The following is a 26311-nucleotide window of genomic DNA, read 5'->3' as shown; positions in this document are numbered from 1 at the left end:
GTGCAGGCCGAATCGACCTATAACCGCCGCTACACGGGCAACAGCGCCTATCGCGCCGGCGGCCCCGCCGCAGGCCTGCTCTCGGGCAGCATCAAGGGCATGCTCAACAATTGCGCCAGCGGCCGGACGCCGTGGGACACCTACCTCACCTGCGAGGAAACCACCGACAATTATCTCGACCCGACCAAGCCCGCCAACGACTATGGCTGGATCGTCGAGATCGATCCGCTGCGCGAACTCGCTGCGCCGACCAAGCGCACCGCGATGGGCCGCTTCAGCCACGAGAATGTCGCGTTCATGACGAACGCCGACCGCCGCGTCGCCTTCTACATGGGCGACGATTCGACCCCGGGCTGCGTCTACAAGTTCATCCCCGATCGCGCCTACAGCAGCAGCAACCGGGCGGCGAACACCGACCTGCTCGACTACGGCACGCTCTATGTCGCGCGCTTCAACGCCGACGGCACGGGCGAATGGCGCGCGCTGGTCGTCGGCCAGAACGGCCTGACCGCGGGCGCGTCGGACCCCGGCAATATCAGCCAGAGCACGACGCCGCCGGCACCGACGATCGTCAATTTCAACAACCAGGCCGATGTGTTGATCAATTGCCAGTCGGCGGCGCGCGTCGCCGGCGGCACCGTGATGGATCGTCCCGAGTGGATCACGGTCGCCCCCGATAACAAGGCGGTGTTCGTCACGCTGACCAACAACAGCAGCCGCCGCGTCACCGACGCCGCCAACCCGCGCGTCGCCAACCGCCACGGCCATATCCTGAAGTTCCGCGAGGAAGGCGATTCGCCGCTGGCGACCAAGTTCAGCTGGGAAATCTTCCTGCTGGCGGGCGACCCGGCCTGGGCCTCAGGCGGTGCGAACCTGACCGGCGACATCAAGGGCGACACCTTCTCGAGCCCCGACGGCATCCGCATCGATCCGCAGGGCCGCCTGTGGGTGCAGACCGACCATAGCGTTCCCGGCACCTCGGGCGCCTCGGGCCTGACCATCGAAGACACGGTCGGACAGAATGCAATGTTCTACCTCGACCAGGCGACGAAGCAGTCGAAGCGCTTCCTCGTCGGTCCGGTCGGGTGCGAGATCACCGGTCTGGCCTATACGCCCGACCTTCGCACCTTCTTCGTCAACATCCAGCACCCGACGGGCAATTGGCCGGTCGCGGGCGAGCAGCCGCGCTCGTCGACGATCGTCGTGCGCCGCACCGACAACCAGCCGGTCGGCAACTGATCCGCGTGCCGCCCGCTCTCGATCGAGAGAGCGGGCGGCCGCCTCAGATGAAATTCATATCGCCGAAGATCCAGCGCCAGGGCGTCCCGGTTTCGCCCAATATCTCGCGCACGATCATCGGAAAGGCCGCCTCGGCGCGGACATCGTTCGACATGATCAGGACGCAGCGCTGCCCCTGCTCGACACAGACGAGGGTGTTGCCGGTCGAATCATTATGGCCGCCGCGAAAGAAGCCCGGTCCCTGCGGCCCGGTGAAAGTGATCAGCCCGACGCTCGCCGCGATGCCCTTCGACTGCTCGGCCTCCGCCACGTCACCCGCCAGCGTCGGAAATTGCGAGCGCGAGCGGATCGGCAGTCCCGGGCGCAGCAATTCGCCGCGTGCCCTGTCCGAAAGCCCCTCGCCCGACACCACCGCCGCCGCGAAATTCGCAAGGTCGGTGATCGTCGTGTCCATCGACCCGGCCATGCGGACGCGGCCACGCTCGTCATGCGCCTCGACGCTCCCGTCGAGCGTCCAGCCGTCGGCATAGTTCGCCCCGAAATCGGGGCGCCAGACGAGACTGCTGTTCGGCATCTTGAACGGATCGAAAACGAGGCGCTGTACCTCTTTGCCGGTATTCAGCCCCAACCCCTGGTCGAGCCCGAACTGGAGCAGCATGATCCCCTCGCCCGAATAGCCGTAGCGGCTGCCCGGATCGAAATGGAAACGCAGTTTTTCGTCGGGTTCGAGGAAGGAGAAATTGGCAAAGCCGGTGCTGTGATTGAGCACGATGCGCGGCGTGATCGTCTGCCAGCGCGCGTCGCCCGCAAGGTCGCCCCAATTGCCATAGGCGTCGAGATTGCCATAGTCGGGGAGAGGTTTGGCCAGCATCGCGGCGATCGGCTTGTCGAGGTCGAGCTTGCCCTCGTCGGACAGGCGCAGCACCGTATAGGCGAACACCAGCTTGGTCAGCGACGCGCCATACATGATCGTCTGCGGCGTCAGCGGGTCGCCCTTGGCATTGCGCGCACCGAAGCTCTGCACCGACCGCACCTCGCCGCCGTCGATCACCGCGATCGCCAGGCCGCGCGCGCCGGTGCCGGCCATCGCCTTGTCGGCGATTGCCGCGACGCCCGCCTGATCGGGAAGCGAGGCGGCGTGCACCGGTGCCGCCGCGGCCAAAAGGGGCAAGGTCCACAAAAGCTTCGCGCGCGTCATCGGCACCTCCTGTATTATCGGAGCATAACAGCTATGACGATGAACTAAAGCCCGAAAATCCCGGTCTCGCCAGTAACCGTCAGGCCTTCGGCTTCGCCGGCAGGCCATCGGCGGTCGAGGACATCAGGATGACGCACATCGTGCGGTGGACCTTGTGCGTCCCACAGGCGACCCCGGCGAAGCGGTGGCGTTCGCGCAGCAGGGCGATGCGGTGGCCGCGATTGGCGACGCCGTCGTCGATCAGCAATTGCTGGATCACCGACGCCGCGCTGTGATGGCCATAGGTGATGACCTCGTTGACGTCGCGGCCGCCACCGATCGCGAGCATGCGCTCGCCGGGACCGCGGCCGCCGGTATAATGACCCATCGCCCCCGTCGCCGATTGCGCCGCGACATGGCTGGCGGCGGCGCGGGCGAGCAGTGGCGATTGGGTCAGCCGAGCACGCGGCTCCTTCACCGCGCGCAGGTCGCGCATCGCCTCGTCGACCGCCGCGACGCCCTCGACCGTCATGATGTCGATCTCGCCCTTTTCGGCGCCACGCAGCCTTTTGCCCGTGAAGCGCGGGCGGTAGGTGCCCAGCACCTTGGCATAGCCGGGCGGGTCGGCGCGAAAGCGATTGAGCTCGGCGAATACCCCCGCCTCGAAACGCGAGGGCGCAGCGGCACCGGCCCCGCCCATCGCCATCGCCGCAGCCGACAATGCCGCCACCGCAGCCATGAATCGCCAGGATCGCCTCATCGTGCCGCGATAAGAGCGCAAGGCTGAACATGACGCAACCGCATGCGCCGCGCCCGCAAGGACTGGCGTCGGCGGCCACTTGGCGCTAGGGGCGCGGGCAAGACCGGCGCCCTTCCCTGCGGCGCCGGAAACACGGAGTTTTTATGGGTTTCAAATGCGGCATCGTCGGACTTCCTAACGTGGGCAAGTCCACCCTGTTCAACGCGCTGACCGAAACCGCGGCGGCGCAGGCGGCGAATTACCCCTTCTGCACGATCGAGCCGAATATCGGCAATGTCGCGGTCCCCGACGCACGCCTCGACAAGCTCGCGGCGATCGCGAGCAGCAAGAAGATCATCGCGACCCAGCTCGCCTTCGTCGACATCGCCGGCCTCGTCCGCGGCGCGTCGAAGGGCGAAGGCCTCGGCAACCAGTTCCTCGGCAACATCCGCGAGGTCGATGCGATCGTCCACGTCCTGCGCTGTTTCGAAGATGACGACATCCAGCATGTCGAGAACAAGGTCGATCCCGTCGCCGACGCCGAGACGGTAGAGACCGAGCTGCTGCTCGCCGACCTCGAAAGCCTCGAGAAGCGCGTTCCCGCCTTCGCCAAAAAGGCCGCGCAGGGAGACAAGGAAGCCAAGATCGCCGCGAGCGTCCTCGGCCAGGCGCTCGACCTGCTGCGCGAAGGCAAGCCCGCGCGGCTGACCGATCCCAAGGACGACGAGGAAGCCCGTGTGCTGCGCACCGCGCAGCTGCTGACCTCGAAACCCGTCCTCTATGTGTGCAACGTCGACGAGGGCAGCGCCGCGAACGGCAACGCCTTCTCCGAAAAGGTCTTCGCCAAGGCCGCTGCCGAGGGCGCGCAGGCGGTGGTCGTCTCGGCCGCGATCGAGAGCGAGCTGGTCACCATGGACATGGCCGACCGAATGGAATTTCTCGAGGAAATGGGGCTGCACGAAACCGGCCTCGCCCGCGTCATCCGCGCCGGCTACGAACTGCTCCACCTGCTTACCTTCTTCACCGTCGGCCCGCAGGAAGCGCGCGCCTGGACCGTCCACGCCGGCGCCACCGCGCCCGAGGCCGCGGGCGAGATCCACAGCGATTTCCAGAAGGGCTTCATCCGCGCCGAAACCATCGCGTACGACGATTATGTCGCGCTGGGCGGCGAAGCCAAGGCGCGCGAAGCCGGCAAGCTCCGCGCCGAAGGCAAGGCCTATGTCGTCCATGACGGCGACGTGATGCACTTCCTGCATAGCTGATCCCTCCCCGCCCACGGCGGGAAATCAGGGCTCGAACGCCGCCAGGATCGGGCATGGTCCCCCGGTATCGTTGGCCTCGCTCGCCGCGCATTGGTCGGCGAGGCGGGCCAGCGCGGCGCGGGTTTCGGTCATCGCCGCGATCTTGGCGTCGAGCGCGTCGATCCGCTGGCGCGCGAGGTGCCGCACCTGGACGCGGTCGTCGCCGGCCTCGAGCGCGAGCAGTTCGCCGATCTCTTCGAGCGTGAAGCCCGCGCCCTGCGCGGCGCGGATGAACCTCAAGCGGCGGAGGTCGTCTTCGTCGTAGCGGCGGATGCCGCCGCCCCAGCCGTCGCCGCCGCTGCGCGCGGGCGTCGCCAGCAGGCGCCGCCGCTGGTAATAGCGGATCGTCTCGACCCCGACGCCGCCCGCGGCGGCCAATTTTCCGATGGTGAATTGCATCGCTTGACTCCGTACCATGGTACGGATGCCATATGGGGCGCATGACACAGCAAGCAACCCCCTCCGCAGGCCGCAAGACGGCCGTTCTTCATCGCATGGTCATGCCCGGCCACACCTGCCCCTATGGCCTGAAGGCCAAATATCTGCTCGAACGCCGGGGCTATGCGGTCGACGATCGCTGGCTCACGACGCGCGCGGAGGTCGACGCTTTCAAGGCCGAGCATGGTGTCAAGACGACGCCGCAGACCTTCATCGACGGCGTCCGCATCGGCGGCCATGACGATTTGCGCCGCCACTTCGGGCTCAAGGTCGCCGACCCCGACGCCGTCAGCTATCGTCCGGTGATCGCGCTGTTCGCGATGACCGCGCTGATGGCGGGTGCCGCGAGCCACGCCGCCTTCGGCAGCGCGCTGACGATGCAGGCGGCCGAATGGTTCGTCTCGTTCAGCATGGTCGTGCTCGCGCTGCTCAAATTACAGGATATCGCCAGCTTCTCGACGATGTTCCTCAATTACGACCTGCTCGCCAAACGCTGGGTCCCTTACGGCCTGATCTACCCCTTTGCCGAGGGGCTGGCGGGCGTGCTCATGACCGCCCGCGCGCTCCCCTGGCTGTCGATCCCGATCGCGCTGTTCATCGGCACCATCGGCGCGGTGTCGGTATTCAAGGCGGTCTATATCGATCGGCGCGATCTCAAATGCGCGTGCGTCGGCGGCAGCAGCAAGGTGCCGCTGGGCTTTGTCTCGCTGACCGAGAATCTCGCGATGGTCGCGATGGCGCTGTGGATGCTCGCGATGCTGGCCTGACGCGCCGGGGCTATTGCCCCGGCGGCCGCGTGGCTGGATCGTCGTTCGCGGCGGGTTCGACCGACGCGACGTGATTGTCGTCCTGCCATTCGGCGGCGTCGAGCGCCGGCTTGCGCCCGAACAGCCCGCCGATCGCGTTGCGGAACGCCGCGAACAGCGCGATCACGCCGATGATGATGAACTTGCCAAACTTGCCCAGCACCGCGAGCAGCCCAAGCTTCTTCGCCGCCGCCGCCGCGCCGCCCGCCGCGACCAGCCCCGCAATGCCATATTCGGCCTTTTTGTCGGTCGACGCATTATAGTCGGCATAGCGCGCACCGGTGCGGAAGCTGCCGACATTGGCGAAGGTCTTGGCGGCCTCGCGCACCTCGGCAAGCTGGCTCATGTCGGCAAGGATGTTCATGCTGAGCACCCCCGACCGGCCGAGCAGGCGGATGTCGTAATTGAGCGTGTCCTCGGTCATGCCGTCGAACTTGATGTCGCGCGCCCAGACCAGCGAATGTTTCTGCGCGTCATAGGTCGGCGCCTGCGCCCAGTTCTGGAGGATGCCCGCGGGATAGCCCTCGGCCCGCGTGGCCGGTGCCTGCTCCTCGTCGGCGGCCTTCATATTCGCCAGCATCTCGTTGTAGTCGATCGTCTTGGCATCGTCGTCGGACACATAGCCCGTGTCCTCGAAGGTGATCACCGCCGACCATGTATTGTCGGTAAAGCTCTTGCCCTTGGGAAAGACCATGCCGAGCACGCCGGTCGCGGCGCCCGGCGGGTTGCGCCAGACATCGACGAGGATCGTGCGCGCCTCCTCCGGCCCGACGAAATAATAGGCGTCGCCCAGGTTGAGGTCGGCATTGGCCGCGGCGATGTGCACTGTTCCCGTCTGGCGCTTCATCGTCTTGGTCAGCCGGTCGGCCGCCGCCTGCTGCGCCGCGATCGCCGCCTGTTCGGCGACGGGGCCGGGCGCGGTGGTCGCGCTGGCGAAGGGCATCGAGATGGCGAGCGCCAGTGCGCCGGCGATGGAAAGCGTGGCACGCGAATTCGGCAATTTGATAATGATCTTCCCCCCGGATAGATGGGCTAGCTGTTCCAGAAAGGCGGCGCCGCCGCAACCCTTCTGTCACTATCCCCCGCCATTGGGATTTCGTGGCGCGCTGGGCTATGCCGCTCGTCACACCGAATCATCTAATCACGGGAACTGCCATGTATAATCGCCGCTCTTTTCTGGCCGGGGCGACGCTCGCCGGGCTCGCCGCACCCGCCATCGTGCGTGCGCAGGGCCTTCTCCGCGACTTTCCGTTCAAGCTGGGCGTCGCGGCGGGCGATCCGGCGAGCGACGGCTTCGTCATCTGGACCCGCCTCGCGCCCGAACCGATGGAGCGCCACGGCGGCATGCCGCTGACCAATGTGCCCGTCGACTGGGAGGTCGCGACCGACACGGGGTTCCGCGACATCGTCGCCAAGGGCACCGAACTGGCGCGCCCCGAACTCGGCCACAGCGTCCATGTCGAGGTCGCGGGGCTGCTCCCCGACCGCCCCTATTTTTACCGCTTCACCGCCGCGGGCGAGCGCAGCCTGCGCGGCCGCGCACGCACCCTGCCCGCACCGGGAGCGAAGGTCGACGCGCTGAAATTCGGCGTCGCGGGCTGCCAGCATTATGAATCGGGCTTTTACGGCGCCTACCGCCACCTCGCGCGCGAGGACCTTGCCTTCGTCTATCACTATGGCGACTTCATCTATGAATATCAGCAGGACTATCTGTTCGACAACGGCCTGCCGATCCGTCCGGTGCGCAGCTATGCTCAGCGCGCGCTGATCGACCTCGACGATTTCCGCGGCGCCTATGCGCAGACTCTCCTCGACATCGACCAGCAGGCGGTGCGCTCGGTCCATGCCCATCTGTCGAGCTTCGACGATCATGAGATCCGCAACGACTGGGTGTCCGACATCGACAATTGGAAGATGGGGCTCGACGGCAACGATCCCGACGCCGCGCCGCCCGAAGTCTTCATGCTCAAGAAGCAGGCGGCGATGCAGGCCTGGTACGAACATATGCCGGTGCGCAAGGCGCTGCTCCCGCGCGGCGGCATGGTCGCGATGAACCGCGAGTTCCGCTATGGCGACCTGATGGCGATGCAATTGCTCGACACCCGCCAATATCGCGACGATCAGCCGTGCGGCGACGGCTTCAAGCCCGCCTGCCCGGAGGTTTACGCCAAGGAAGCGCAGGTGCTCGGCAAGGCGCAGGAGGAATGGCTCGCCCGCAACCTGGCCAAGGGCGGCGCGACCTGGAACACATTCGCGCAGCAGGTGACGATGATGTCGCTCGACCGCCGCCGCAAGCCCGACGAGCCCAAGAAGATCATCAATCTTGACAGCTGGGCGGGTTATGAGGCGCCGCGCGAACGCATCCTGTCACGCATGGCCGGCCTCGAGAATTGCGTCGTGCTGACCGGCGACGAGCATCAGAATTTCTGCGGCGACCTCGTCCTCAAGGACAAGGTGGTCGGCGCCGAATTCGTCGCGACCTCGATCTCGTCGGGCGGCGACGGGACCGACAAGCGCGTCGGTACCGACGACTGGCTGAAGCTCAACCCCGAGCTCAAATTCGCCAACGACCAGCGCGGCTATGTCGTGTGCGAGGTCGGCCGCGAAGCCTGGCAGACCCACTTCATGGTCGTCGACAAGGTAACGACGCCGGTCAACACGCTGTCGAAGCGGGCGACCGGCGTCGTCGAAAACGGCCTTGCCGGGATAAAGATGGGCTGAGACGCGTTACGCGTCGCAGCTCCAGTCACCCTCGAAGCTGGTGGGCTTGCCGAACGGGCGGCTGGCGGCGAGCTTTGCCTTGGCGCCGCTAGCCGACGGTTCGACGATTAGGTTGAGGCCCGGGCCCGACAGGTCCATGCCCTTTTGCAGTTCGGCAAAGCCGCCCGGACCGGCGACGCGCTGGACGCGGCTGCCGACCTTGACCGCACCCTGCGCGGTGGCATCGGTGGCGACGTCGGTCTTCACGACCAGCGCGGGACCATCCTGCCCGTCGATGGTGAAGCGGCATGCGCGCGCGCCTTCGAGGGCGAGCAATTCACCCTTGCCGATCGCGGCCAGCTCGATCGGCTTTGCGCTGCCGGTGTCGGGCAGGTCGACCTTTTCGGCGACCGGCGCCGGCGCGGCGGCCTTTTCGGCCTGCGGCTCACCCGAACAGGCCGCGAGGAGGAGGGCAACGCCGAGCGGCGCAGCAATCGTCAATTTCATTGATGGATACTCCATGGAGGGGGACTCGTCCCCTGCCCCGATTTTGTCCCGAATCCGAGCAAAAAATTCTATTTCCGGCCGAAAAGCCGTTCGACATCGTCCATCGCGAGCTTGACCCAGGTCGGGCGGCCATGGTTGCACTGGCCCGAATGCGGCGTGACCTCCATCTGGCGGAGCAGCGCGTTCATTTCCGCGACGCCGAGCGTGCGGCCCGCGCGCACCGAGCCGTGGCACGCCATCGTCGCGGCGACGAGTTCGAGCTTTTCGTTGAGTCCCAGCGCGGCGTCATAGCCCGCGAGGTCGTCGGCGATGTCGGTGACCAGCTTTACGCAGTCGATATTGCCGAGCATCGCCGGGGTCGCGCGCACCATCACCGCGGCGGGGCCGAAGCGTTCGAGTTCGACGCCGAGCGCGGCGAGTTCGAACGCCGCCGCCTCGAGCCGGTCGCACGCGGGTTCGTCGAGCTCGACGACTTCGGGCAAGAGCAGCCCCTGCGAGGGCACCGCGCGCCCGGTCATGCCGCCGCGCAATTGTTCGAGCACCAGCCGTTCGTGCGCTGCATGCTGATCGACGATCACCAGCCCATCCTCGGCTTCGGCGACGATATAAGTCTTGGCGATCTGGCCGCGCGCGATGCCCAGCGGATGCGCCGCGGCCTCGGGCACCGGCGCGACGGCGACCTCGGCGCGCCCCGCAAGCGGCGCGGGCGTCGAGGCGAAGGGCACGAGCCGGTCATAGACGCGCGCAACATCGGCGGCGGGCGGCGCGATGTCGGCACCGAACAGATGCACCGCGGGTTCGGTGCGCGGCGCCGCACCGAAGAGGAATCCCGTTGTCGGCGCCGGCGCCACCGGTTCCTGCTGCCACGCCGCCAGCGCCGCCTCGGCGGGGCGCTGGACGCTGCGAAAGCCATGCTCGTCGAGCGCGCGGCGCAGCCCGCCGACGATCATGCCGCGAACGAGCTGCGGGTCGCGAAAGCGCACCTCGGTCTTTGCGGGGTGGACGTTCACATCGACCTCGCTCGCCGGCACGTCGAGGAACAGCGCGACCACCGGATGGCGATCGCGCGCGAGCAGGTCCGCATAGGCGCCGCGCAGTGCCCCGACGAGCAGCCGGTCCTTCACCGGGCGGCCGTTGACGAACAGATATTGATGGTCGGACACGCCGCGATTGTAGGTCGGCAGGCTGATGACGCCGCCGAGATGGACGTCGCCGCGGTCGAGATCGACCCCGATGCTGTTGCCCGCAAGGTCGCGGCTGGTCAGCGCCGCGACGCGCGCCAGCCGGTCCTGTCCGCCCTGAACGTCGAGTACCCGCCGCCCGTCATGTTCCATCGTGAAGCCGACCGCGGGGTTCGCCATCGCCAGCCGCTTTACCACATCGAGACAGGCGGCATATTCGCTGCGCCCGCTGCGCAGGAACTTGCGCCGCGCGGGCACGCGCGCGAACAGATCCTCGACCAGCACGCGCGTGCCCTTGGCGAGCGCCGCCGGCCCCTCGGCCACCACCGCGCCATTATCGACGACGCGCTTCCAGCCGTCGGCGCCGGGCATGCGGCTTTCGAGCGTCAGCCGCGCGACGCTGGCGATCGACGGCAACGCCTCGCCGCGAAACCCGAGCGTCGTCACCGCCTCGATCGCCTCGTCGGGCAGCTTCGACGTGGCATGGCGTTCGAGCGCCAGCGCCATGTCGGCGGGGGTCATTCCCGACCCGTCGTCCTCGACCTCGATTCGCGCGATTCCGCCGTCGGCGATTCGCACCGAAATCCGGCTCGAACCCGCGTCTATGGCGTTTTCAACCAGTTCTTTGAGCGCCGCAGCCGGTCTTTCGACCACTTCACCGGCTGCGATCCGATTTACGAGGGTTTCCGGCAGGCGGCGTATTGACATAATCCCTCTCCTAGCGCAGTCGGACGCAAATCGCGACCCACCCGCACAGCCCGATCTTTCCATCCAGCCCGCCGCCCCCGGCAGCGCCGGAATCTTCCCCAGATTTGGTCCTGTTCGTGGACGGGAAAGCGCCAATCATACGGCGACGGGGCGGTCCGTTCGCACGCAGTACAGGAAAGACCATCGATGTCCTTTTTCTCGCGTTGGCTTAAGTTCAATTCCCAAGACATGGCGATCGACCTCGGCACCGCCAATACGGTGGTCTATGTGCGCGGCAAGGGCATCGTCCTCAACGAGCCTTCGGTGGTCGCGGTCGAGACGATCAACGGGGTGAAGCGAGTCAAGGCGGTCGGCGACGACGCGAAGCTGATGATGGGCAAGACCCCCGACAGCATCGAGGCGATCCGCCCGCTGCGCGACGGCGTCATCGCCGACATCGACGTCGCCGAACAGATGATCAAGCACTTCATCACCAAGGTGCATGGCGGCAAGCCCAATGCGTTCCGCAGCCCCGAAATCGTGATCTGCGTGCCCTCGGGCTCGACCAGCGTCGAGCGCCGCGCGATCCGCGACGCCGCGTCGAACGCCGGCGCCAGCGAAGTGTGGCTGATCGAGGAACCGATGGCCGCCGCGATCGGCGCCGACATGCCCGTCACCGAACCGATCGGCTCGATGGTCGTCGACATCGGCGGCGGCACGACCGAAGTCGCGGTGCTCAGCCTGCGCGGTCTCGCCTATACCACCTCGGTCCGCGCCGGCGGCGACAAGATGGACGAAGCGATCGTCTCCTACGTCCGCCGACACCATAATCTGCTGATCGGCGAAGCCACGGCGGAGCGGATCAAGAAGGATTTCGGCATCGCGCGCATCCCCGCCGACGGCGTCGGCATGACGATCCACATCAAGGGCCGCGACCTCGTCAACGGCGTGCCCAAGGAAATCTCGATCAACCAGGCGCAGATCGCGGAAGCTTTGTCCGAACCGATCGGCACGATCGTCGAGGGCGTGCGCATCGCGCTCGAGAACACCGCCCCCGAACTCGCCGCCGACATCGTCGACCAGGGCATCGTCCTGACCGGCGGCGGCGCGCTGATCGCCGAGCTCGACGAGCTGCTCAAGGACGCGACCGGCCTGCCCGTCACGGTGGCCGAGGATCCGCTGACCTGCGTCGCGATCGGCACCGGCCGCGCGATGGAAGACCCCGCCTTCCGCGGCGTGCTCCAGCAAGCCTGATCGAAGGGTAGCGCTCTCCCATGGTCCGCCCGGCACATCGACGTCCGGGGCAATCCCGAAAGGCTCAGACGAGCCTGTTCGTCGCCTATGTCATCGCGGTGACCGGGGCGGTGGCGGGCCTGTTGCTGGCGATCCTGTCGGTTGCCGATCCCGTGGGTTTCGCGGCGCTGCGCGTCGCGAGCCATGAAGTCACCGCGCCCGTCGCGCGCGGCACCCGCTCGGTCATCGGATCGATCGCCGGCGTCGACGACTGGGTGTCGGCCTATGTCGGCGCGGGTTCGCAAAACCGCCGGCTGCGCAAGGAACTGGCCGATACGCGGCGCCAGCTCGTCGCAACGAGCGCATTGCAAGAAGAGAACCGCCAGCTCAAAGCGCTGCTCAAGCTGCAGGAAAACGACAAGGCCGCGGTCGCCAACGGCTATCTGCTCACCTCGACCTCGACGAGCAGCAAGCGTATCGCCTTGCTCAGCATCGGGCGCAACGTCGGGGTGGCATCGGGCCAGCCGGTGCGCGGCGCCGACGGGCTGATCGGGCGCGTGCTGTCGAGCGGGCCTTCGGTGTCGCAGGTGCTGCTGCTCACCGACATCGACAATATCGTGCCGATCCGCCGCGCTCGCGACGGCCTGCCCGCGCTCGCCAACGGCCGCGGCAACGGCGACCTCGATATCCGCACCCTCAACATCGCGAACAACCCATTCAAGCCGGGCGATATCCTCGTCACCTCCGGCACCGGCGGTCTTTATCCGCCCAATATCCCCGTTGCGATCGTCGTGCGGCGGACCAGCGAAGGCGCGCTCGCGCGTCCGCTCGCCGACCCGGCACAGGTCGACGCGGTGTCGGTGCTGCGCGCCTACACCCCCGACAATATCGAAGCGCAGCCGGTACCGGCGCCGGTTCCCGCTTCGACACCCGCGCCATGAACCGCACCGACACGCGCCGGCTGGGCGAACCCGCCTCGCTGTGGCGGATGCGGATCGTGCCGATCGCCAGCGTGATGATCGCCTCGGCGCTGCCGCTGATGCTGCCGATGGTTGCCAGCTCGCCGGTGCTGCCGCCGCTCGGCCTGCTCTTCTTCCTGTGCTGGCAATTGTTGCGCATCGAAATGTGGCCGGTGTGGATCGGCTTGCCGCTCGGCCTTTGGGACGATCTGTTCAGCGGCGCACCGATCGGCTCGGCGATCGCGCTGTGGACCTTCGCCAGCATCGCGGTCCATTATTTCTCGCAGCGCATCTATTGGCGCGGCTTTTTCCACGATTGGGCGATCGCCGCGCTGCTCGTCGCGGCGATCCAGTCGTTCGCCGCGCTGATCGCGCATCCCGACGCGCATATGGGCAAGGTGCTCGGGCTCGTCGCGCCGCAGATCATCGTATCGGCGCTGCTCGTCCCGCTGTTCATGCGCCTCACCGGCATGTTCGACAATTTCCGCCTGAAACGCCGATAGATGCCGCGCAAGAAAAGCCCACCGATCACCGAAGCCTGGCGGGGCCTGACCTTCACGCGCCGCGCGCTCGTCGTCGGCGGCGCGCAGGTTGCGGTCGGTGCCGCGCTCGCGGCGCGCATGGCCTATATCTCGGTCATCGACAACGACCGCTATGTCCTCGAATCCGAAAGCAACCGCGTCAACCTGACGCTGATCCCGCCGCGTCGCGGCTGGATCGTCGACCGCCACGGCAAGGCGCTCGCGAACAACCGCGTGTCGCTGCGCATCGACGTCATCCCCGACCGGCTGCACAACAAGGAAATGGTGCTCGGCCAGCTGCGCACGCTGCTGCGGCTCGACGGCGACGCGATGGAGCGGATCAACCGCGACCTCAAGGCCGCATCGGGTTTCCAGCCGGTGGCGATCGCCGAGGATCTGTCCGAAGGCGACTATGCCTCGATCCTCGTCCGGCTGCCCGAACTCCCCGGTGTCGCGCCGCAACGCGGCTTTGCCCGCAACTATCCGACCGGCGCGGCGGTCGGCCATCTGATCGGCTATGTCGGCGCGCCCAATGCCGAGGAATATCAGAAGGACAAGGACCCGCTCTACATCACGCCGGGGTACCGGATCGGCAAGGACGGGCTCGAGAAATATTTCCAGCCGATGCTGAAGGGCACCCCGGGCGCGAAGCGCGTCGAGGTGACCGCGCGCGGCAAGGTGGTGCGCGACCTGTCGACCACCGAAGACATCCAGGGCAAGACCGTTCACCTGACGATCGACGCCGACCTCCAGGAATATGTCGCGCGGCGTATGGGACGCGAATCGGGCGCCGCAGTGGTCATCGACTGCGCCAACGGCGACATCTTGTCCTTCGTCTCGATGCCCAGCTTCGACCCGAACAGCTTTTCGGACGGCATCAGCAACAGCGAATATGCCTGGCTGCGCGCCGACGACCACCAGCCGCTGATCAACAAGGCGACGCGCGGGCTCTATCCGCCGGGCTCGACGTTGAAACCGATGGCGGCGATCGCCGCGGTCGAACATGGCGTCGACCCCAGCGAGCGCCACACCTGTGTCGGCGGCTACCGGCTCGGCAGCCGCTTCTTCCGCTGCCTCGGCGTCCATGGCAGCCTCGACATGCCCTCGGCGATCATGAAGAGCTGCAACAGCTATTTCTACTGGCTCGCACACCGGCTCGGCTATGACGCGATCGCCCCGACGGCGCGGCTGATGGGGCTCGGCGAGGAATTCCAGCTCGCGGGCAGCAACCAGCGCTTCGGCACCATCCCCGACAGCGCGTGGAAGATGCGCAAATATGACCAGCAGTGGTCGGCGTCGGATTCGCTGAACGCGGTCATCGGCCAGGGCTATGTCAGCGTGAACCCGCTCCAGCTCGCGGTGATGGCATCGCGCATCGCGTCGGGGCGACGCCTCTATCCGCGCCTCGTCAACCGCCAGTTCAAGAATGAGGCATTGCCCTTCGCACCCGAAGCGCTCGAAGTCGCGCGCCACGGCATGGATCTCGTCGTCAACGGCGCGGGCACCGCGGTGCGCAGTCGCCTGCCGCTCGACGGCATCACGATGGCGGGCAAGACCGGCACCGCGCAGGTGCGCGGGCTCAACACCGGCAACGGCAAGGCGGGGACGTGGAAATTCCGCGACCACGGCCTGTTCATCGGCTTCGCGCCCGTCGTCAATCCGCGCTATGCGACCGCCGTCGTGATCGAACATGGCATGGGCGGCGCCCGCGCCGCAGCGCCGGTCGCCAAGGATTTCATGACCTTCCTCTTCGATCGCGAAAGGGGGATGGAGGCGCTCGAGACCTTCGAGGCCGGATGGGGCGGCACGATCAAGGAACGCATGGACCGCGACTATGCGGCGTGGAAAGCGGGCGCGTCGAGCGATCCCGACCCGGGGGTGCCGCAATGATCCCCGTCCCACCCGCCGTTCAGCGCATCCCCTGGAAACTGATCGCGCTGCTCAGCGCGATCACCGGCTTCGGCCTGCTCGTCCTCTATTCGGCGGCCGGCGGCAACTGGTCGCCCTGGGCGCTGCAACAGGGCGTGCGCTTCGCCGCCTTCCTGACGCTGGCGCTCATCATCGGCCGCTTCCCGATCCGGATCTTCGAGGATTTCGCCTATCTCGGCTATATCGGCGTGCTGATCCTGCTGATCGCGGTCGAATTGCTCGGCTTCGTCGGCGGAGGCAGCCAGCGCTGGCTCAACCTCGGCTTCATGAACCTCCAGCCGTCCGAGTTGATGAAGGTGGCGATCGTGCTCGCGCTCGCGCGCTTCTATGCGCAATTGCCGCCCGGCAATACGCGCACCTGGACCGCCTTGTGGCCCGCGCTGGTCGCGATCGGCTTTCCCGCCGCGCTGGTGATGCTCCAGCCCGACCTCGGTACCGCGCTCGCCATCTGCATCGGCGGCGTGATCGTGATGTTCTGCGCCGGCCTGCCCTTCTGGTGGTTCGGCAGCACGGCGGCAGCGGGCCTCGCCGCGCTGCCCGTGCTCTTCTCCTTCCTCCATGATTATCAGCAGAAACGCGTGCTGATCTTCCTCGACCCCGAAAGCGACCCGCTCGGCGCCGGCTACCATATCAGCCAGTCGAAGATCGCGATCGGCTCGGGCGGCATCGGCGGCAAGGGCTTCCTCAACGGCTCGCAAAGCCACCTCGATTATCTGCCCGAGGGGCATACCGACTTCATCTTCGCGACGATGGCCGAGGAATGGGGGCTGATCGGCGGGCTGGGCCTGCTCCTGGGCTTCTTCCTGCTGCTGCGCTGGTCGACGCGTGTCGCCCTGAAGGCCCGCACCCGCTTCGGCCAGCTGACCGCCGCGGGCCTCACGATGACGATCTTTTTCTACATCGCGATCAACCTGATGATGGTGATGGGACTCGCCCCCGTGGTCGGCATCCCGCTGCCGCTCTTTTCCTATGGCGGCTCGTCGATGCTGACGATCATGACCTGCGTCGGCATCATCCTCGCGATCGAGAATGACAGCAAAAAGCAGAGCAGCCGCCTCAGCTGATAAAATTATCGCAAAAAAGACGATCGGGGCATTGCCATCCCCGCAAGGCCATGATAGCGGGCCGCTCGCTTCGCAGCAAAGGGCCCTGCCCCCCGCTCCAAAGCGCGCCGGAAAACGGCAGTGGACGCATAGCTCAGTTGGTAGAGCAGCTGACTCTTAATCAGCGGGTCCTAGGTTCGAGCCCTAGTGCGTCCACCATTTTCTTCCCTTACAAATCAAACGGTTACCCCGTCCCGGGTCACCAATCGCAGACCGGTTTGCGCCGTGCCTGGGGGTGATTTTGGGACATGGACTTCCGCAGTCTTCTGCGCCTCTCCGGCGAGGCCGGTTCGGGACCCGAAAGTCAGCTGGTCGGCGTACGGCTGAAGATGCTTCACCGACAGATGCGCATAGCGGCGCACCATCGATTCCGATTTCCATCCGCCCAGCTCCTGAAGCACCCAGGTGGGCACGTCATTCTGCCGGAGCCAGCTCGCCCAGGTATGCCGCAGATCGTGCCAACGAAAGTTGGTGATCGCGGCGCGCCGGAGCGCCTTGCGCCAAGCCCGCGTGTTCGCCGAACGGAGCGGTCTGCCCCGGAAGGTGAACACATGGCTTTCATGCTTGCCCTGCTGCCGCATGAGAACGGCGGCGGCGAGATCGTTGAGCGGGACGCCCAAAGCTTCCCCGTTCTTCGTATCGCCATGCTCGATCGTCGCGATGCGCCGGGCGAGATTGACCCGGTCCCATGTCAGATCGAGCACATTGCCCTGGCGCAGGCCAGTCGCGAGCGCAAACACGACCACTTCACGCTGATGGGCCGGCAGTTCCTTGAGCAGGGTTTCGGCCTGCTCCTCGGTGATCCAGCGAACGCGGACCTTTCCGCCGACGCTGTAGGTCTTGAACGCCGGCACGGCGTCGATCCATTCCCATTCGCGCATCGCCCTTCGGAAGATGGCGCGGATGAGCGCCACATAGAGATCCTTCGTGCGATCCGTGCCATGGATATGGCGCGTCACCAGGCCATCGACGAGGCTCCGGTCGATCTGGTCGAGGGTCTTGCCCCGCAAATGACCAGTGAACCAACGGATCCGCTGCACATCGTCCCGGTAGGACTTTTTGTGCGCCTTCTCCTTGAGCCAACGCAGTGCCGCTTCGTCCCATGAACGCTTCGGCTTCTGCTTCAGTCTCGCCAAGTCCCACAGCTGAGCCTTCAGCTTGTCGTGGTATTCCTTCGCTTTTTCCCGGTCGGCTGTGCCAGTAGTATGTTTAATTCGGCTTCCGTCCGGGGCTGTGATGTCAACATAATAGGTATTTGCACGTTTCCAGAGTGCCATAGTGCCTCCTTGTCGTCGGCACCCAGATGCATCCGTGCGTCATCAGGATACCGCCCGCGAAGCCAGGCGACAAGGTCGGCCTCGACGAAGCGCCAGTCGCGCCCGATCTTGCCGCCGGGAATGACCGCCTGCCGGACGTAGCGGCGCACGGTGTTCGGATGCAGGCCGAGGAAATCCGCTGCCTCGATCAGCGATAGAAGCGCCGGCTCCGCCATCGCGGCTAGGGCGCCGCGCCGCCGCGCCGGGCGCGCGCGAACGCCTTGTCGCTCTCGAGGAACGACCAGAGCATGTAGGGCACGAGGTCGGCGGGCTTCTCGCGCTGCCCGTAAGCCGCCGCATAGGCGTCGGCATAATCGGCTAGCGCCTGTTCGAGGTCGGGCAACATCTCGACGACGAGCTTCACGGGCTTGCGATCGGGGATCTTCGCCAGCTTGATATCGGGCATCACGGCCTCCACGGCGCGAGGACGAGATCGCGGTGGACGATCACGCGCAGCGTCCAGCCGGGCCGCACGCGGATGGTCGGCGGGATGTCGAGATTCCGCTCGACGATGCGGTCGCCGGCGCGCGCGCCGTTGGTCTGCGCGGACTCGCGCATTGCGCGGACGAGTTCGCTCTCGTCGTTCCCGAAGCCGAGTTCGGTGCCGACGCCGAGCAGCGTCGCGAGCCCGACGCCCTTGAGCAAAGCCCAGCTGTGGAAGTCGACCTGGTCGGCGAGCCCGGCATAGCCCGCGGCATCGGTCGCGGGCGCGTTGTCGAGCGTCAGCGACGATCCGTCGGGCCAGATGATGCGCTGCCAGGCGACAAAAGCGCGGCGCTGGCCGAAGGCGATATTGCTTTCATATCGCCCAAGGAGCCGGGCGCCTTGCGGAATGAGGAGCGTGCGTCCGGTGATGCTGTCGTAAACATTCTCGCTCACCTGCGCGACGACGAGGCCGGGCAAGTCGCTGTCGAGCCCGGTCACGAGATTCGCCGGGATGATGCTGCCGCTGCTCACGATCCAAGGCGAGGCCGGCTGGCGAATGCGGTGTGCGCTGACTTCATTCGCGCTAGCGGCGACCGCGCTGCCGGTCGCTGCGGCGCTGGCTGGAGCTCCCGGAACCGTTTCGCCAGGTTTCTCCGGCGCCGATACGGTGTCGGCGACTGTAAGGTTAGCCGCCCCGCTCCGCCCGCCGAGCATCAGCACCGCCGATTGGCGCGCCGCAGCTTGGTCCGCCAAGGCCTTTTCGCGGGCGACGGCGGCCGCATCGGCGGCAGGGTCGGCAGGCAGCACCTCGCCCTCGCCCGCCAGCTTGCGCTGATGCTCGAGGATCGGGCGCCCGAGATCGCCGGGCAGCGGCGAACCGAGCTTCGGGATCGCATCATAGCTCCCGGGTGCCGCGGCGAGCGCCTCGGGCGAGCGCGCCGCTTGCGCGTCGAACATCTCGTCGCCGCTCGCGGCAAGCTTGAAGGACGCGGGGCTGAGCGCAATCCATGCGGTGGCGGCGATCGCCAGCGCGCCGACGGCAGCCATGCCGATAATCAGCTCGCGCCGGAACCGCACCACTCGGCGCGGGCTTCCCCGCAGCACCAGGCTCTCGGGATCGACCTTGGGCGTCAGCGGGGCCGGCTGCTCCAACGCGGCAGGATCGGCAGGCGCGGCGCCAACCTTCGGTGCGATGTCCTCGCTCACATTGCGATCGGGCACGTCGGACGCGTTCACCGGCTCGCTCCGGGGCCGACGCGGACAATGCGCACGACGGTCTGCCGCTTCGTTCCATGACGAAGCTCCGCGCGCTCGAAAAGGCGGTCGACGACATAGAAGCGTCCGCTGACGCGGTAGTTGACCAGTTCGGGACTATTGCCCTCCCCGGTCACGAACAACGGCGGCGCCTCGCCCTGCCCGAGCGTCGCCGGAAACTCTATAAAGACCTGCCGTCCGTCGTCGAACGCGCGCAGCGGCCGCCATGCCGGCTTGTCGCCGCGGATCGCGTAGCTGAAGTCGAGATGGACAGGATCGATCGCCGGGCGCGCCTCGACCGCGGCGCGCGTTGCACTTGCGGCGCGCTCGATCGCGAGAAGACTGTCGTGCGGGTAGGTCCAGGAGACCGCCGACATCGCCGTGCGCGCGGTGCTTGCGAGCGCGAGGTGATAGACGCGCCGGTCGGTCGTGATGATGAGATTCGTGGCCAAGCCGGGCGCGAGCGGCTTGATCATGATATGGACGCGGCGCGCCTCTCCCGCCCCGCTCGTCGTGTCGCCGACGGTCCAGCGCGCGGTATCGCCCGCCGCGACCGCGACGAGCGCTTCGCCCGGCTCGAGCGCAATGTCGGTGATATGCTCGGGCGCGGTCACGAGCCGGTAAACGCCGCCCTCGACATAGGCATAGGTTTGGATGGCACCGCGATAGTCCTGCGCGCGCGGTTCCTTGACGGCGGCAGCCGCCGCCGCGCGGACGCGCTCGACCGGCCCGGGACCGGCGATTGCGGAAGAGGCCAGAGCCACCGCACCGGCAGCGGCAAGAATCGGGCGGAAGCACGTCATGGCAAGGCTCCTTCGGGGGTTGCGGGTACAGGAGGAGTTTCGGCGGGCGGCTCACCCGCCGTGTGCGGCGGCGCGTTCGCGGCGGCGGGGCCGCGCTCCTCGCGCTCATATTCGCGGCTCCAGTCGATCGCCTCGACATAGAGGCCAAGCGGATTTTTGCGCAAGACGTCGGCCGAGCGCGGCGGCTTCACGACGACGGTCAGCATCGCGGTCCAGCGCGACGTCGAAGCAAGGCTGCCGCGCTCATAGGCGCTTTCCTTCCACTTCACCTGCCACGACCGCGGCGAGGCGCGCACGACGCTGGTGATCTCGACCGACACCGATCTCGTCCCGACCTTCGCAAAGGGATCGGAGGCCCGCGCATATTCGTTGAGGAAGAGAGCGCCGCGCTCAGCCGCGAAGTCATAGGCGACGAGCCAATTCTCGCGCATCAGCACCGGGTCGAGCGAGATGCCGCGGACATTCGCAATGAAGCGGCCGAGCGCCCACGCGATCTGCGGGTCGGTCGGATTATAATCGGCGGTTGCGGGCGCGACGCCGCGCGCCTCGCCGAGCCGGTCGACCTCGACGACATAGGGCGTGACGCGGCTCTGTACCGACTGCCAGACAAGTCCGGCGGCGAGCCCGGTCGAGAGCAGAAGTCCGCCGAATGCCATGATCCGCCAGTTTCGTGCCTGGACGCGCGCGGCGCCGATCCGGTCGTCCCACGCCTGTCCGGCGCGCTGATAGGGCGTGACCGGCTCGGGCGTGTGCCCGTAGCGCTGGATAGGTCGTTTGAATTTCATCGGATCAATCCTCCTTCTCGGCGATATCGGGGCTCGCGCCGCTGCCACCGCGGCTCCCGTCGGAAATCACATGGGCGGCAGTCTGCCGCGCCGAGCGACGGCGCTGGTCGGCCTTGAGATCGGTCGCCCACGCGGGCGGTGCAGCAGACGCGGCGGCATTCTCGTTCGACGGCGGCGAAGCCGGGCTCTTGCTCTGATTTCCGGCGTTCCAGGCGGCATCGCGCCCGGCGGCGGCGGCGTCGCCGATCCCGAGCGAGCTGCCAGTGCGGCGCGCAGCGTTGACGGCCGCGCCCCTGGTCGCGGTTGCGACGCCCGAGAGACCGGCGCCGACCGTTTGCGATCCCGAGGTTTCCTGCCCGAGCTTGTACGACGTCGAGGCCGCCGCGCCCATCAATGTGCCGGCGCGAACCGCGCCGAGCGCGGCGCCGCCGCCAGCGCGCGCAGCCGCCATGCCGGCGCCGCCGGCGACGATCATTGTTCCCGCGGCTGCGGCGACGGTGCCGACTGCAGCGCCCGCGCCGAGCTGCGGTGCGCCGGCGACAATGCCCGATGCGATGCCCGGTCCGTAGATGCCGAGCCCAAGCAAGGCCAGCGCGCCGAGCGCCAAAGACATCGCTTCCTCGACGTCTGGCTCGGAGCCCGCCATCGTCGTCAGAAAATCGGGAAAGAAACCCGAGCCGATGCCGACGATGACGCCAAGCACCATCACCTTTACCCCCGACGATATGATGCTGCCGAGCACGCGTTCGGCGAGGAAAGCGGTCCGGTTCCAGAGGGCAAAGGGCATCAGCGCAAAGCCCGCGAGGCTGGTCAGCTTGAACTCGATCAGCGTGATGAAAAGCTGGATTGCGAGAATGAAGAAGGCGAGGATCGTGAGGACCCAGGCGATCAGCAGCACCACGATCTCGAGGAAATTCTCGAAGAAAGCGATCGGCCCGAGCATGTCCTTGATCTGGTCGATGAGCGGATGCGCCGCCTCGAACCCCGCGCCGGCAAGCCGTCCGGGTTTCAGTAGGTCTTCGGCCGAGATCGTGCCGCCGCCGGCGGTGATGCCGAGCCCGGCGAAGGAGCGGAAGATAATATCCGAAAGCGCCCCGAAGTTGCCGATGATGAAGGCGAAGACGCCGACATAGAGGATCTTCTTGAGCAGCTTCGCGATGATGTCATTCTCTCCGCCCATCGCCCAGAAGAGCCCGGCGAGCGTGATGTCGATGCCGATCAATATGCTGGTGAGGAAAGCGACATCGCCGCCGAGCAGCCCGAAGCCGCTGTCGATGTAGCGGATGAAGGCTTCCATGAAGCGGTCGATGACATTGAGATCGTCCATCGGGCGGGCTTTCGTAGAGGATGATGGGTCCGCGGGGTCTCGGGGGGAGTTTTCGAGACCCCGCGGCGAACGGCGGGCCAGGAGAGGGGCAGCCTCGCGCCGTTCGTGTCGCTGGTCAGCGGATCGGCGTGTAAGCCTTGCCGTCGCCGAGGAAGCGGCGTGTGCGCTCGCGCGCTTCCGCCGCACTCTGCGCCGCGCGGGCGCGGTCGATCATGTCGGCCTCGTAAGCGGCCGCCATCATCTGCTGGAGCTGCATCTGCTGCTTGGCGGCGAGAGCGAGAAGCTGGTTGGTCGCCTGTTGCGCCTGCAGGCTGCCCTCCGCACTCGAGCTTCGCGCCGCGACGTCGGCGAGCACCGCGGCATCGGCCTTCACGTCGGCGGCGATGCGCGACTGGACCGCGAGCGTGCGGCGGTACGACGCCATCGCGGTATCGAGCCGCGCCTTGGCATTGGCGACGCTCGCCGACCGGGGCAGGCCGGAGAAGTCCTTCGGGAACAGCGCCGCCATGCGCGCGTCGAGCTGGTCGACCCCGAAGTCGATCCCCTCGGCCTTTTCCATCAGCGCATCGACGCGGGCGAGATTATCCTTCAGCTTTTCGAGTTCGGGGAAGTCGACTCGCTTCAGATGCTTGTCCATGTTGGCAAGCATCTGCGCTTCATTCTGGAGCTGCCGGATCTGCTGGTCGATCTGCTTGAGCGTGCGCGCGGCTGTGAGCAGGTTCTGCGAATAATTGGCCTGGTCGAAAACCGGCATCGCGGTGGCGGGCGGCACGGCGAGCAGCAGCGCCGGAATGGCGGCAGCGGCAAGCAGCATATGGGCAAACGTCTTCATGGCATTTCTCCTTCTTGGGGGGCGGGTCGATCGGTAGTGGGGGCACCGGGGAAGTCGGCGAGCAGGTCGGCGGCCCAGTCGAGGCCGGCGCCGCGCAAGAAGTGCGCCGCGAAATCGCCTTCGCCATGCTCGGCGAGGACGGCGTCGATCCGCGCCTGCGTCGCCGGATCGGATGCGCCGCAGAGCGCCAGCGCAATCGGGCCCAGACCGAGCTCGAAGAGGCGGTTGCCGCGCGCCGACTGGAGATAATATTGGCGCTTCGGCGTCGCGCGCGCGACGAGCTCGATCTGCGCTTCGTTGAGCCCGAAGGCGGCATAGGCGGCGCGGCTCTGCGGCTCGACTGCGCGGTCGTTCGGGAGGAGAATCCGCTGTGGGCAGCTTTCGATGATCGCAGGCGCGATGCTGCTGTTCGAGATATCGGCGAGGCTCTGCGTCGCGAAGATCACCGCGACATTCTTCTTGCGCAGCACCTTCAGCCATTCGCGGATGCGCGCCGCGAAGAGCGGGTTGTCGAGGAATATCCAGGCTTCGTCGAGGATAAGCAGGGTCGGCCGCCCGTTGAACCGCGCGTCGAGCCGGTGGAACAGGTAGGAGAGGACGGGTTCGACGACGCTCGCCTGCCCCATCAGCGCCTCGGTCTCGAAACATTCGACCGATCCGAGCGCCAGCCCTTCCTCGGCCGCATCGAGCAGACGGCCGTGCGGACCTTCGAGCGTGAAGGGCTGGATCGCCGCCTTCAGCGCATTCGACTGGAGGAGCAGCGACAGACCGGTGAGCGTGCGTTCCGAGGCGGGCGCGCTCGCGAGGCTGGTCAGCGCCGACCAGATCGCGTCCTTGATGTCGGGGGTCACCGCAACGCCCTCGTGCGCGACGAGCGAGGCGACCCAGTCGGCGCCCCAGCTCCGCTCCTCGGCGCGATCGATTTCACGCAGCGGCTGGAAGGCGAGCATATCGTCGCCCTCGCCGAGCGCATGATGTCGTCCGCCCATCGCCAGCACCGCGGCGCGCGCCGAATTACCCTTATCGAAGATATAGAGCTGCGCGCCCGCGTAGCGGCGGAACTGCAATGCGATCAGACCGAGCAGGACCGACTTCCCTGCCCCCGTCGGCCCCGCAATCATCATATGGCCGACGTCGCCGACATGGGTCGAGAGGCGGAACGGCGTCGATCCACCGGTCTCGGCCATCAGCAGCGGCGGGCCGCCAAGGTGGCGGTTCCAGTCGGGTCCGGCCCACACCGACGAAAGCGGCATCAGATGCGCAAGGTTGAGGCTGTGCACGAGCGGCTGGCGGACATTGGCGTAAGTCTGGCCCGGCAAGCTCGACAGCCAGGCTTCGACCGCGTTGACGCTCTCGCGGATCGCGGTGAAGCCCAGCGAATGGACGATGCGCTCGGCGGCGCGCAGCTTTTCCTCGGCGCGGGCACGGTTCCGGTCCGATACCGTGATCGTCGTCGTCAAATAACCGAAGGAGACATGATCGCCGCCGAGCGCCTGGAGTGCGGCATCGGCATCGACGACCTTGTTGTCGGCGTCGCTGTCGAGCAGTTGCGCCGGCTGGTTGTACATCACCTCGCGCAGCAGCGCCGAGAGCGACTTGCGCTTGTTGAACCATTGCCGTCGGAGCTTGGTCAGCGCCGCAGTCGCGTCGGCCTTGTCGAGCGCGATGAAACGCGTCGTCCAGCGATAAGCGAAGTCCTGTCCGTTGAGCGCGTCGAGGATGCCGGGGCGACTGATCGAGGGGAAACCGAGGATCGTCAGCGACCGCAGATACTGGTCACCGAGCATCGGCTCGAGCCCGCCGGTGAGCGGCGTGTCGGCGAGCAACGCATCGAGATACATCGGCGTCGCGGGAACGCGGACGCGGTGGCGGTGCGGCGAGATCGCGCGGTGGAGATAGGTCAGAGTCTCGCTATCGTCGAGCGCGCGGACCTCGGGCATGAACGTCGCCATCAGGTCGATCGCGCGCAGACTCTCGGCCTCGAAGCGCGCGAGCGCCTCGCGCCAGTCGCGCGTGCCTTGCGTGGCGTCGGGGCGTTCGATCAGCGCGCGCCCGGCGCCGTCGGCTTGGTCGGCAGGCGGCATCCAGACGAGCGTCAGGTGGAAATGGCTCTCGAAATGCTGCCGCTCGCTGTCGTCGAATGCGGCGCGCCGTTCGGCATCGACGAGCCACGAGGCCGCGTCGGGGAATTCGCTTTCGGGATAGCCCGCCGCGGCGACGCGCTCGGCCTCGAAGAAGAGCGCCCAGCCGGATCCGAAGCGCCGCAGCATATTGTTCGCGCGCGCGCAGGCGGCGACGAGTTCGGCCTCGGTCGCGCTGTCGAGGTCGGGGCCGCGAAAGGCGATGCTGCGCTGGAAACTCCCGTCCTTGTTGAGGATGATCCCGGGCGCCACGAGCGCCGCCCATGGCAGATGATCGGCGAGCCGGTCGGCGCGCGACCGATATTCGGCGAGGTTCAGCATGTGAGCTCGCCTTTCTGCCGAATGTGGCGCGCGAGCACCGGCGCGAAATCGGGATCGCGCTTCGCCGCGAATACCATCAGCGTGTGGCCGAGCGCCCAGAGGATGAGGCCGGCGATCCATTGCTGAAGTCCGAGCCCCATCGCCGCGGCGATCGTGCTATTGACGATCGCGAGCCCGCGCGGCGCGCCGCCGAGCAGGATCGGCTCGGCGAGCGAGCGGTGGATCGGCGCCTCATAGCCTTCGATATGACTCATGCGACGAGCGCCCCGCCGCCGAAGCTGAAGAAGGAAAGGAAGAAGCTCGAGGCGGCGAAGGCGATCGAAAGGCCGAAGACGATCTGGATCAGCCGCCGGAAGCCGCCCGAGGTTTCGCCGAATGCCAGCGTCAGCCCGGTCGTGATGATGATGATCACCGCGATGATCTTCGCGACCGGTCCCTGCACCGATTCCAGCACCTGCTGGAGCGGTTCCTCCCACGGCATGCCCGAGCCCGCGGCGAGCGCCGTTGCGGCAAGGCCGAACGTCAGAGCAGCAACAAGGACCGGACGCGCGGTGTGCGCCGTCGTGGTGGCGCGCGACATCGCAAA

25 protein-coding genes, 1 tRNA gene and 1 pseudogene are annotated in these 26311 nt (G+C 67.0%); 10 read left to right on the top strand and 17 right to left on the bottom strand.

Going from position 1 to position 26311, the window contains the following annotated elements; genetic code table 11:
• On the top strand, nt 1–1239 hold a 1239-nt coding region (locus B1A78_RS06460; protein ID WP_077146156.1), incomplete at its 5' end, for a PhoX family phosphatase.
• Between the two features lie 43 nt (nt 1240–1282).
• Here the strand turns inward: B1A78_RS06460 and B1A78_RS06455 are convergent.
• Both B1A78_RS06455 and B1A78_RS06450 read right to left on the bottom strand, forming a co-directional pair.
• Nucleotides 1283–2437, bottom strand: a complete 1155-nt coding sequence (locus B1A78_RS06455; protein ID WP_077146155.1) for a serine hydrolase — start codon at nt 2435–2437, stop codon at nt 1283–1285.
• Between the two features lie 79 nt (nt 2438–2516).
• Nucleotides 2517–3155, bottom strand: coding sequence for a CAP domain-containing protein (locus tag B1A78_RS06450; protein ID WP_144037715.1), 639 nt, complete (start codon nt 3153–3155; stop codon nt 2517–2519).
• Between the two features lie 164 nt (nt 3156–3319).
• On the opposite strand from B1A78_RS06450, the gene ychF reads away from it, so the two are divergent.
• Nucleotides 3320–4417 (top strand): redox-regulated ATPase YchF, encoded by a 1098-nt coding sequence (ychF, locus tag B1A78_RS06445; protein ID WP_077146153.1) that lies wholly within the window; start codon nt 3320–3322, stop codon nt 4415–4417.
• 24 nt (nt 4418–4441) lie between these two features.
• On the opposite strand, the gene B1A78_RS06440 is transcribed toward ychF, so the two are convergent.
• Nucleotides 4442–4855 (bottom strand): MerR family DNA-binding protein, encoded by a 414-nt coding sequence (locus B1A78_RS06440; RefSeq protein WP_077146152.1) that lies wholly within the window; start codon nt 4853–4855, stop codon nt 4442–4444.
• A 32-nt stretch (nt 4856–4887) separates the two neighbouring features.
• Here B1A78_RS06440 and B1A78_RS06435 point away from each other — a divergent pair, with 32 nt between their 5' ends.
• Complete coding sequence (locus tag B1A78_RS06435; protein WP_372236866.1) at nt 4888–5661, top strand: MauE/DoxX family redox-associated membrane protein; 774 nt, start codon at nt 4888–4890, stop codon at nt 5659–5661.
• Between the two features lie 10 nt (nt 5662–5671).
• Here B1A78_RS06435 and B1A78_RS06430 read toward each other — a convergent pair whose 3' ends face one another.
• Entirely contained in the window at nt 5672–6643 is a 972-nt protein-coding gene (locus B1A78_RS06430; RefSeq protein ID WP_144037714.1) for a DUF2167 domain-containing protein, read from the bottom strand.
• Nucleotides 6644–6855: 212 nt separating this feature from the next.
• Here B1A78_RS06430 and B1A78_RS06425 point away from each other — a divergent pair, with 212 nt between their 5' ends.
• Nucleotides 6856–8421: an alkaline phosphatase gene (locus B1A78_RS06425; RefSeq protein ID WP_077146149.1), complete on the top strand. Its 1566-nt coding sequence runs from the start codon at nt 6856–6858 to the stop codon at nt 8419–8421.
• A gap of 6 nt (nt 8422–8427) precedes the next feature.
• Here B1A78_RS06425 and B1A78_RS06420 read toward each other — a convergent pair whose 3' ends face one another.
• Nucleotides 8428–8907 carry a hypothetical protein gene (locus B1A78_RS06420; RefSeq protein WP_077146148.1) on the bottom strand — a complete coding sequence of 160 codons (480 nt, stop codon included), beginning with the start codon at nt 8905–8907 and terminating at the stop codon, nt 8428–8430.
• A 68-nt stretch (nt 8908–8975) separates the two neighbouring features.
• On the bottom strand, nt 8976–10796 hold the full coding sequence (mutL, locus tag B1A78_RS06415; protein ID WP_077146147.1) for a DNA mismatch repair endonuclease MutL: 1821 nt from the start codon (nt 10794–10796) through the stop codon (nt 8976–8978).
• Nucleotides 10797–10982: 186 nt separating this feature from the next.
• On the opposite strand from mutL, the gene B1A78_RS06410 reads away from it, so the two are divergent.
• From B1A78_RS06410 to B1A78_RS06385, 6 genes are all read left to right on the top strand, one after another.
• Complete coding sequence (locus B1A78_RS06410) at nt 10983–12029, top strand: rod shape-determining protein (RefSeq protein ID WP_077146146.1); 1047 nt, start codon at nt 10983–10985, stop codon at nt 12027–12029.
• A gap of 20 nt (nt 12030–12049) precedes the next feature.
• A complete protein-coding gene (gene mreC, locus B1A78_RS06405; protein ID WP_077146145.1) occupies nt 12050–12949 on the top strand; it encodes a rod shape-determining protein MreC in 900 nt (299 codons plus the stop codon).
• The gene (locus B1A78_RS06400) at nt 12946–13470 is read left to right on the top strand and encodes a rod shape-determining protein MreD (RefSeq protein WP_077146144.1); all 525 of its coding nucleotides are present in this window, start codon (nt 12946–12948) and stop codon (nt 13468–13470) included. Before mreC ends, B1A78_RS06400 begins: the two co-directional genes overlap by 4 nt.
• Complete coding sequence (gene mrdA, locus B1A78_RS06395; protein ID WP_077146143.1) at nt 13471–15378, top strand: penicillin-binding protein 2; 1908 nt, start codon at nt 13471–13473, stop codon at nt 15376–15378.
• Nucleotides 15375–16481: a rod shape-determining protein RodA gene (rodA, locus tag B1A78_RS06390; protein ID WP_077146142.1), complete on the top strand. Its 1107-nt coding sequence runs from the start codon at nt 15375–15377 to the stop codon at nt 16479–16481. Before mrdA ends, rodA begins: the two co-directional genes overlap by 4 nt.
• Before the next feature lie 122 nt (nt 16482–16603).
• Nucleotides 16604–16679: transfer RNA gene (locus B1A78_RS06385), tRNA-Lys, on the top strand.
• Between the two features lie 17 nt (nt 16680–16696).
• Here the strand turns inward: B1A78_RS06385 and B1A78_RS06380 are convergent.
• From B1A78_RS06380 to B1A78_RS06330, 11 genes and pseudogenes are all read right to left on the bottom strand, one after another.
• Nucleotides 16697–17797, bottom strand: a complete 1101-nt coding sequence (locus tag B1A78_RS06380) for a site-specific integrase (RefSeq protein WP_051908558.1) — start codon at nt 17795–17797, stop codon at nt 16697–16699.
• Between the two features lie 62 nt (nt 17798–17859).
• Nucleotides 17860–18012: pseudogene (locus B1A78_RS23345) on the bottom strand (helix-turn-helix domain-containing protein); the annotation flags it as partial.
• A 5-nt stretch (nt 18013–18017) separates the two neighbouring features.
• Nucleotides 18018–18242: a DUF2274 domain-containing protein gene (locus B1A78_RS06370; RefSeq protein ID WP_037468731.1), complete on the bottom strand. Its 225-nt coding sequence runs from the start codon at nt 18240–18242 to the stop codon at nt 18018–18020.
• Nucleotides 18242–19498: a TrbI/VirB10 family protein gene (locus tag B1A78_RS06365; RefSeq protein ID WP_231568076.1), complete on the bottom strand. Its 1257-nt coding sequence runs from the start codon at nt 19496–19498 to the stop codon at nt 18242–18244. The genes B1A78_RS06370 and B1A78_RS06365 overlap by 1 nt, the downstream gene beginning before the upstream one ends.
• Nucleotides 19495–20319, bottom strand: coding sequence for a P-type conjugative transfer protein TrbG (gene trbG / locus B1A78_RS06360; RefSeq protein ID WP_037468530.1), 825 nt, complete (start codon nt 20317–20319; stop codon nt 19495–19497). The genes B1A78_RS06365 and trbG overlap by 4 nt, the downstream gene beginning before the upstream one ends.
• Entirely contained in the window at nt 20316–21104 is a 789-nt protein-coding gene (trbF, locus tag B1A78_RS06355) for a conjugal transfer protein TrbF (protein ID WP_037468528.1), read from the bottom strand. Before trbF ends, trbG begins: the two co-directional genes overlap by 4 nt.
• Before the next feature lie 4 nt (nt 21105–21108).
• The gene (gene trbL / locus B1A78_RS06350) at nt 21109–22431 is read right to left on the bottom strand and encodes a P-type conjugative transfer protein TrbL (RefSeq protein ID WP_037468526.1); all 1323 of its coding nucleotides are present in this window, start codon (nt 22429–22431) and stop codon (nt 21109–21111) included.
• Nucleotides 22432–22546: 115 nt separating this feature from the next.
• Nucleotides 22547–23263: a P-type conjugative transfer protein TrbJ gene (trbJ, locus tag B1A78_RS06345; protein ID WP_037468524.1), complete on the bottom strand. Its 717-nt coding sequence runs from the start codon at nt 23261–23263 to the stop codon at nt 22547–22549.
• Nucleotides 23260–25725, bottom strand: coding sequence for a conjugal transfer protein TrbE (trbE, locus tag B1A78_RS06340; protein WP_037468522.1), 2466 nt, complete (start codon nt 25723–25725; stop codon nt 23260–23262). Before trbE ends, trbJ begins: the two co-directional genes overlap by 4 nt.
• Nucleotides 25719–25979, bottom strand: a complete 261-nt coding sequence (locus B1A78_RS06335) for a VirB3 family type IV secretion system protein (RefSeq protein ID WP_037468520.1) — start codon at nt 25977–25979, stop codon at nt 25719–25721. The genes trbE and B1A78_RS06335 overlap by 7 nt, the downstream gene beginning before the upstream one ends.
• Complete coding sequence (locus B1A78_RS06330) at nt 25976–26305, bottom strand: TrbC/VirB2 family protein (protein ID WP_037468729.1); 330 nt, start codon at nt 26303–26305, stop codon at nt 25976–25978. The genes B1A78_RS06335 and B1A78_RS06330 overlap by 4 nt, the downstream gene beginning before the upstream one ends.
• Nucleotides 26306–26311: the final 6 nt, after the last annotated feature.

This window comes from Sphingopyxis sp. KK2, assembly GCF_001990265.1.
In the GTDB taxonomy this organism is placed as follows: domain Bacteria; phylum Pseudomonadota; class Alphaproteobacteria; order Sphingomonadales; family Sphingomonadaceae; genus Sphingopyxis.
The sequence above is the reverse complement of the archived record's forward strand: the minus strand, read 5'-3'. Positions and strand labels throughout refer to the sequence as shown.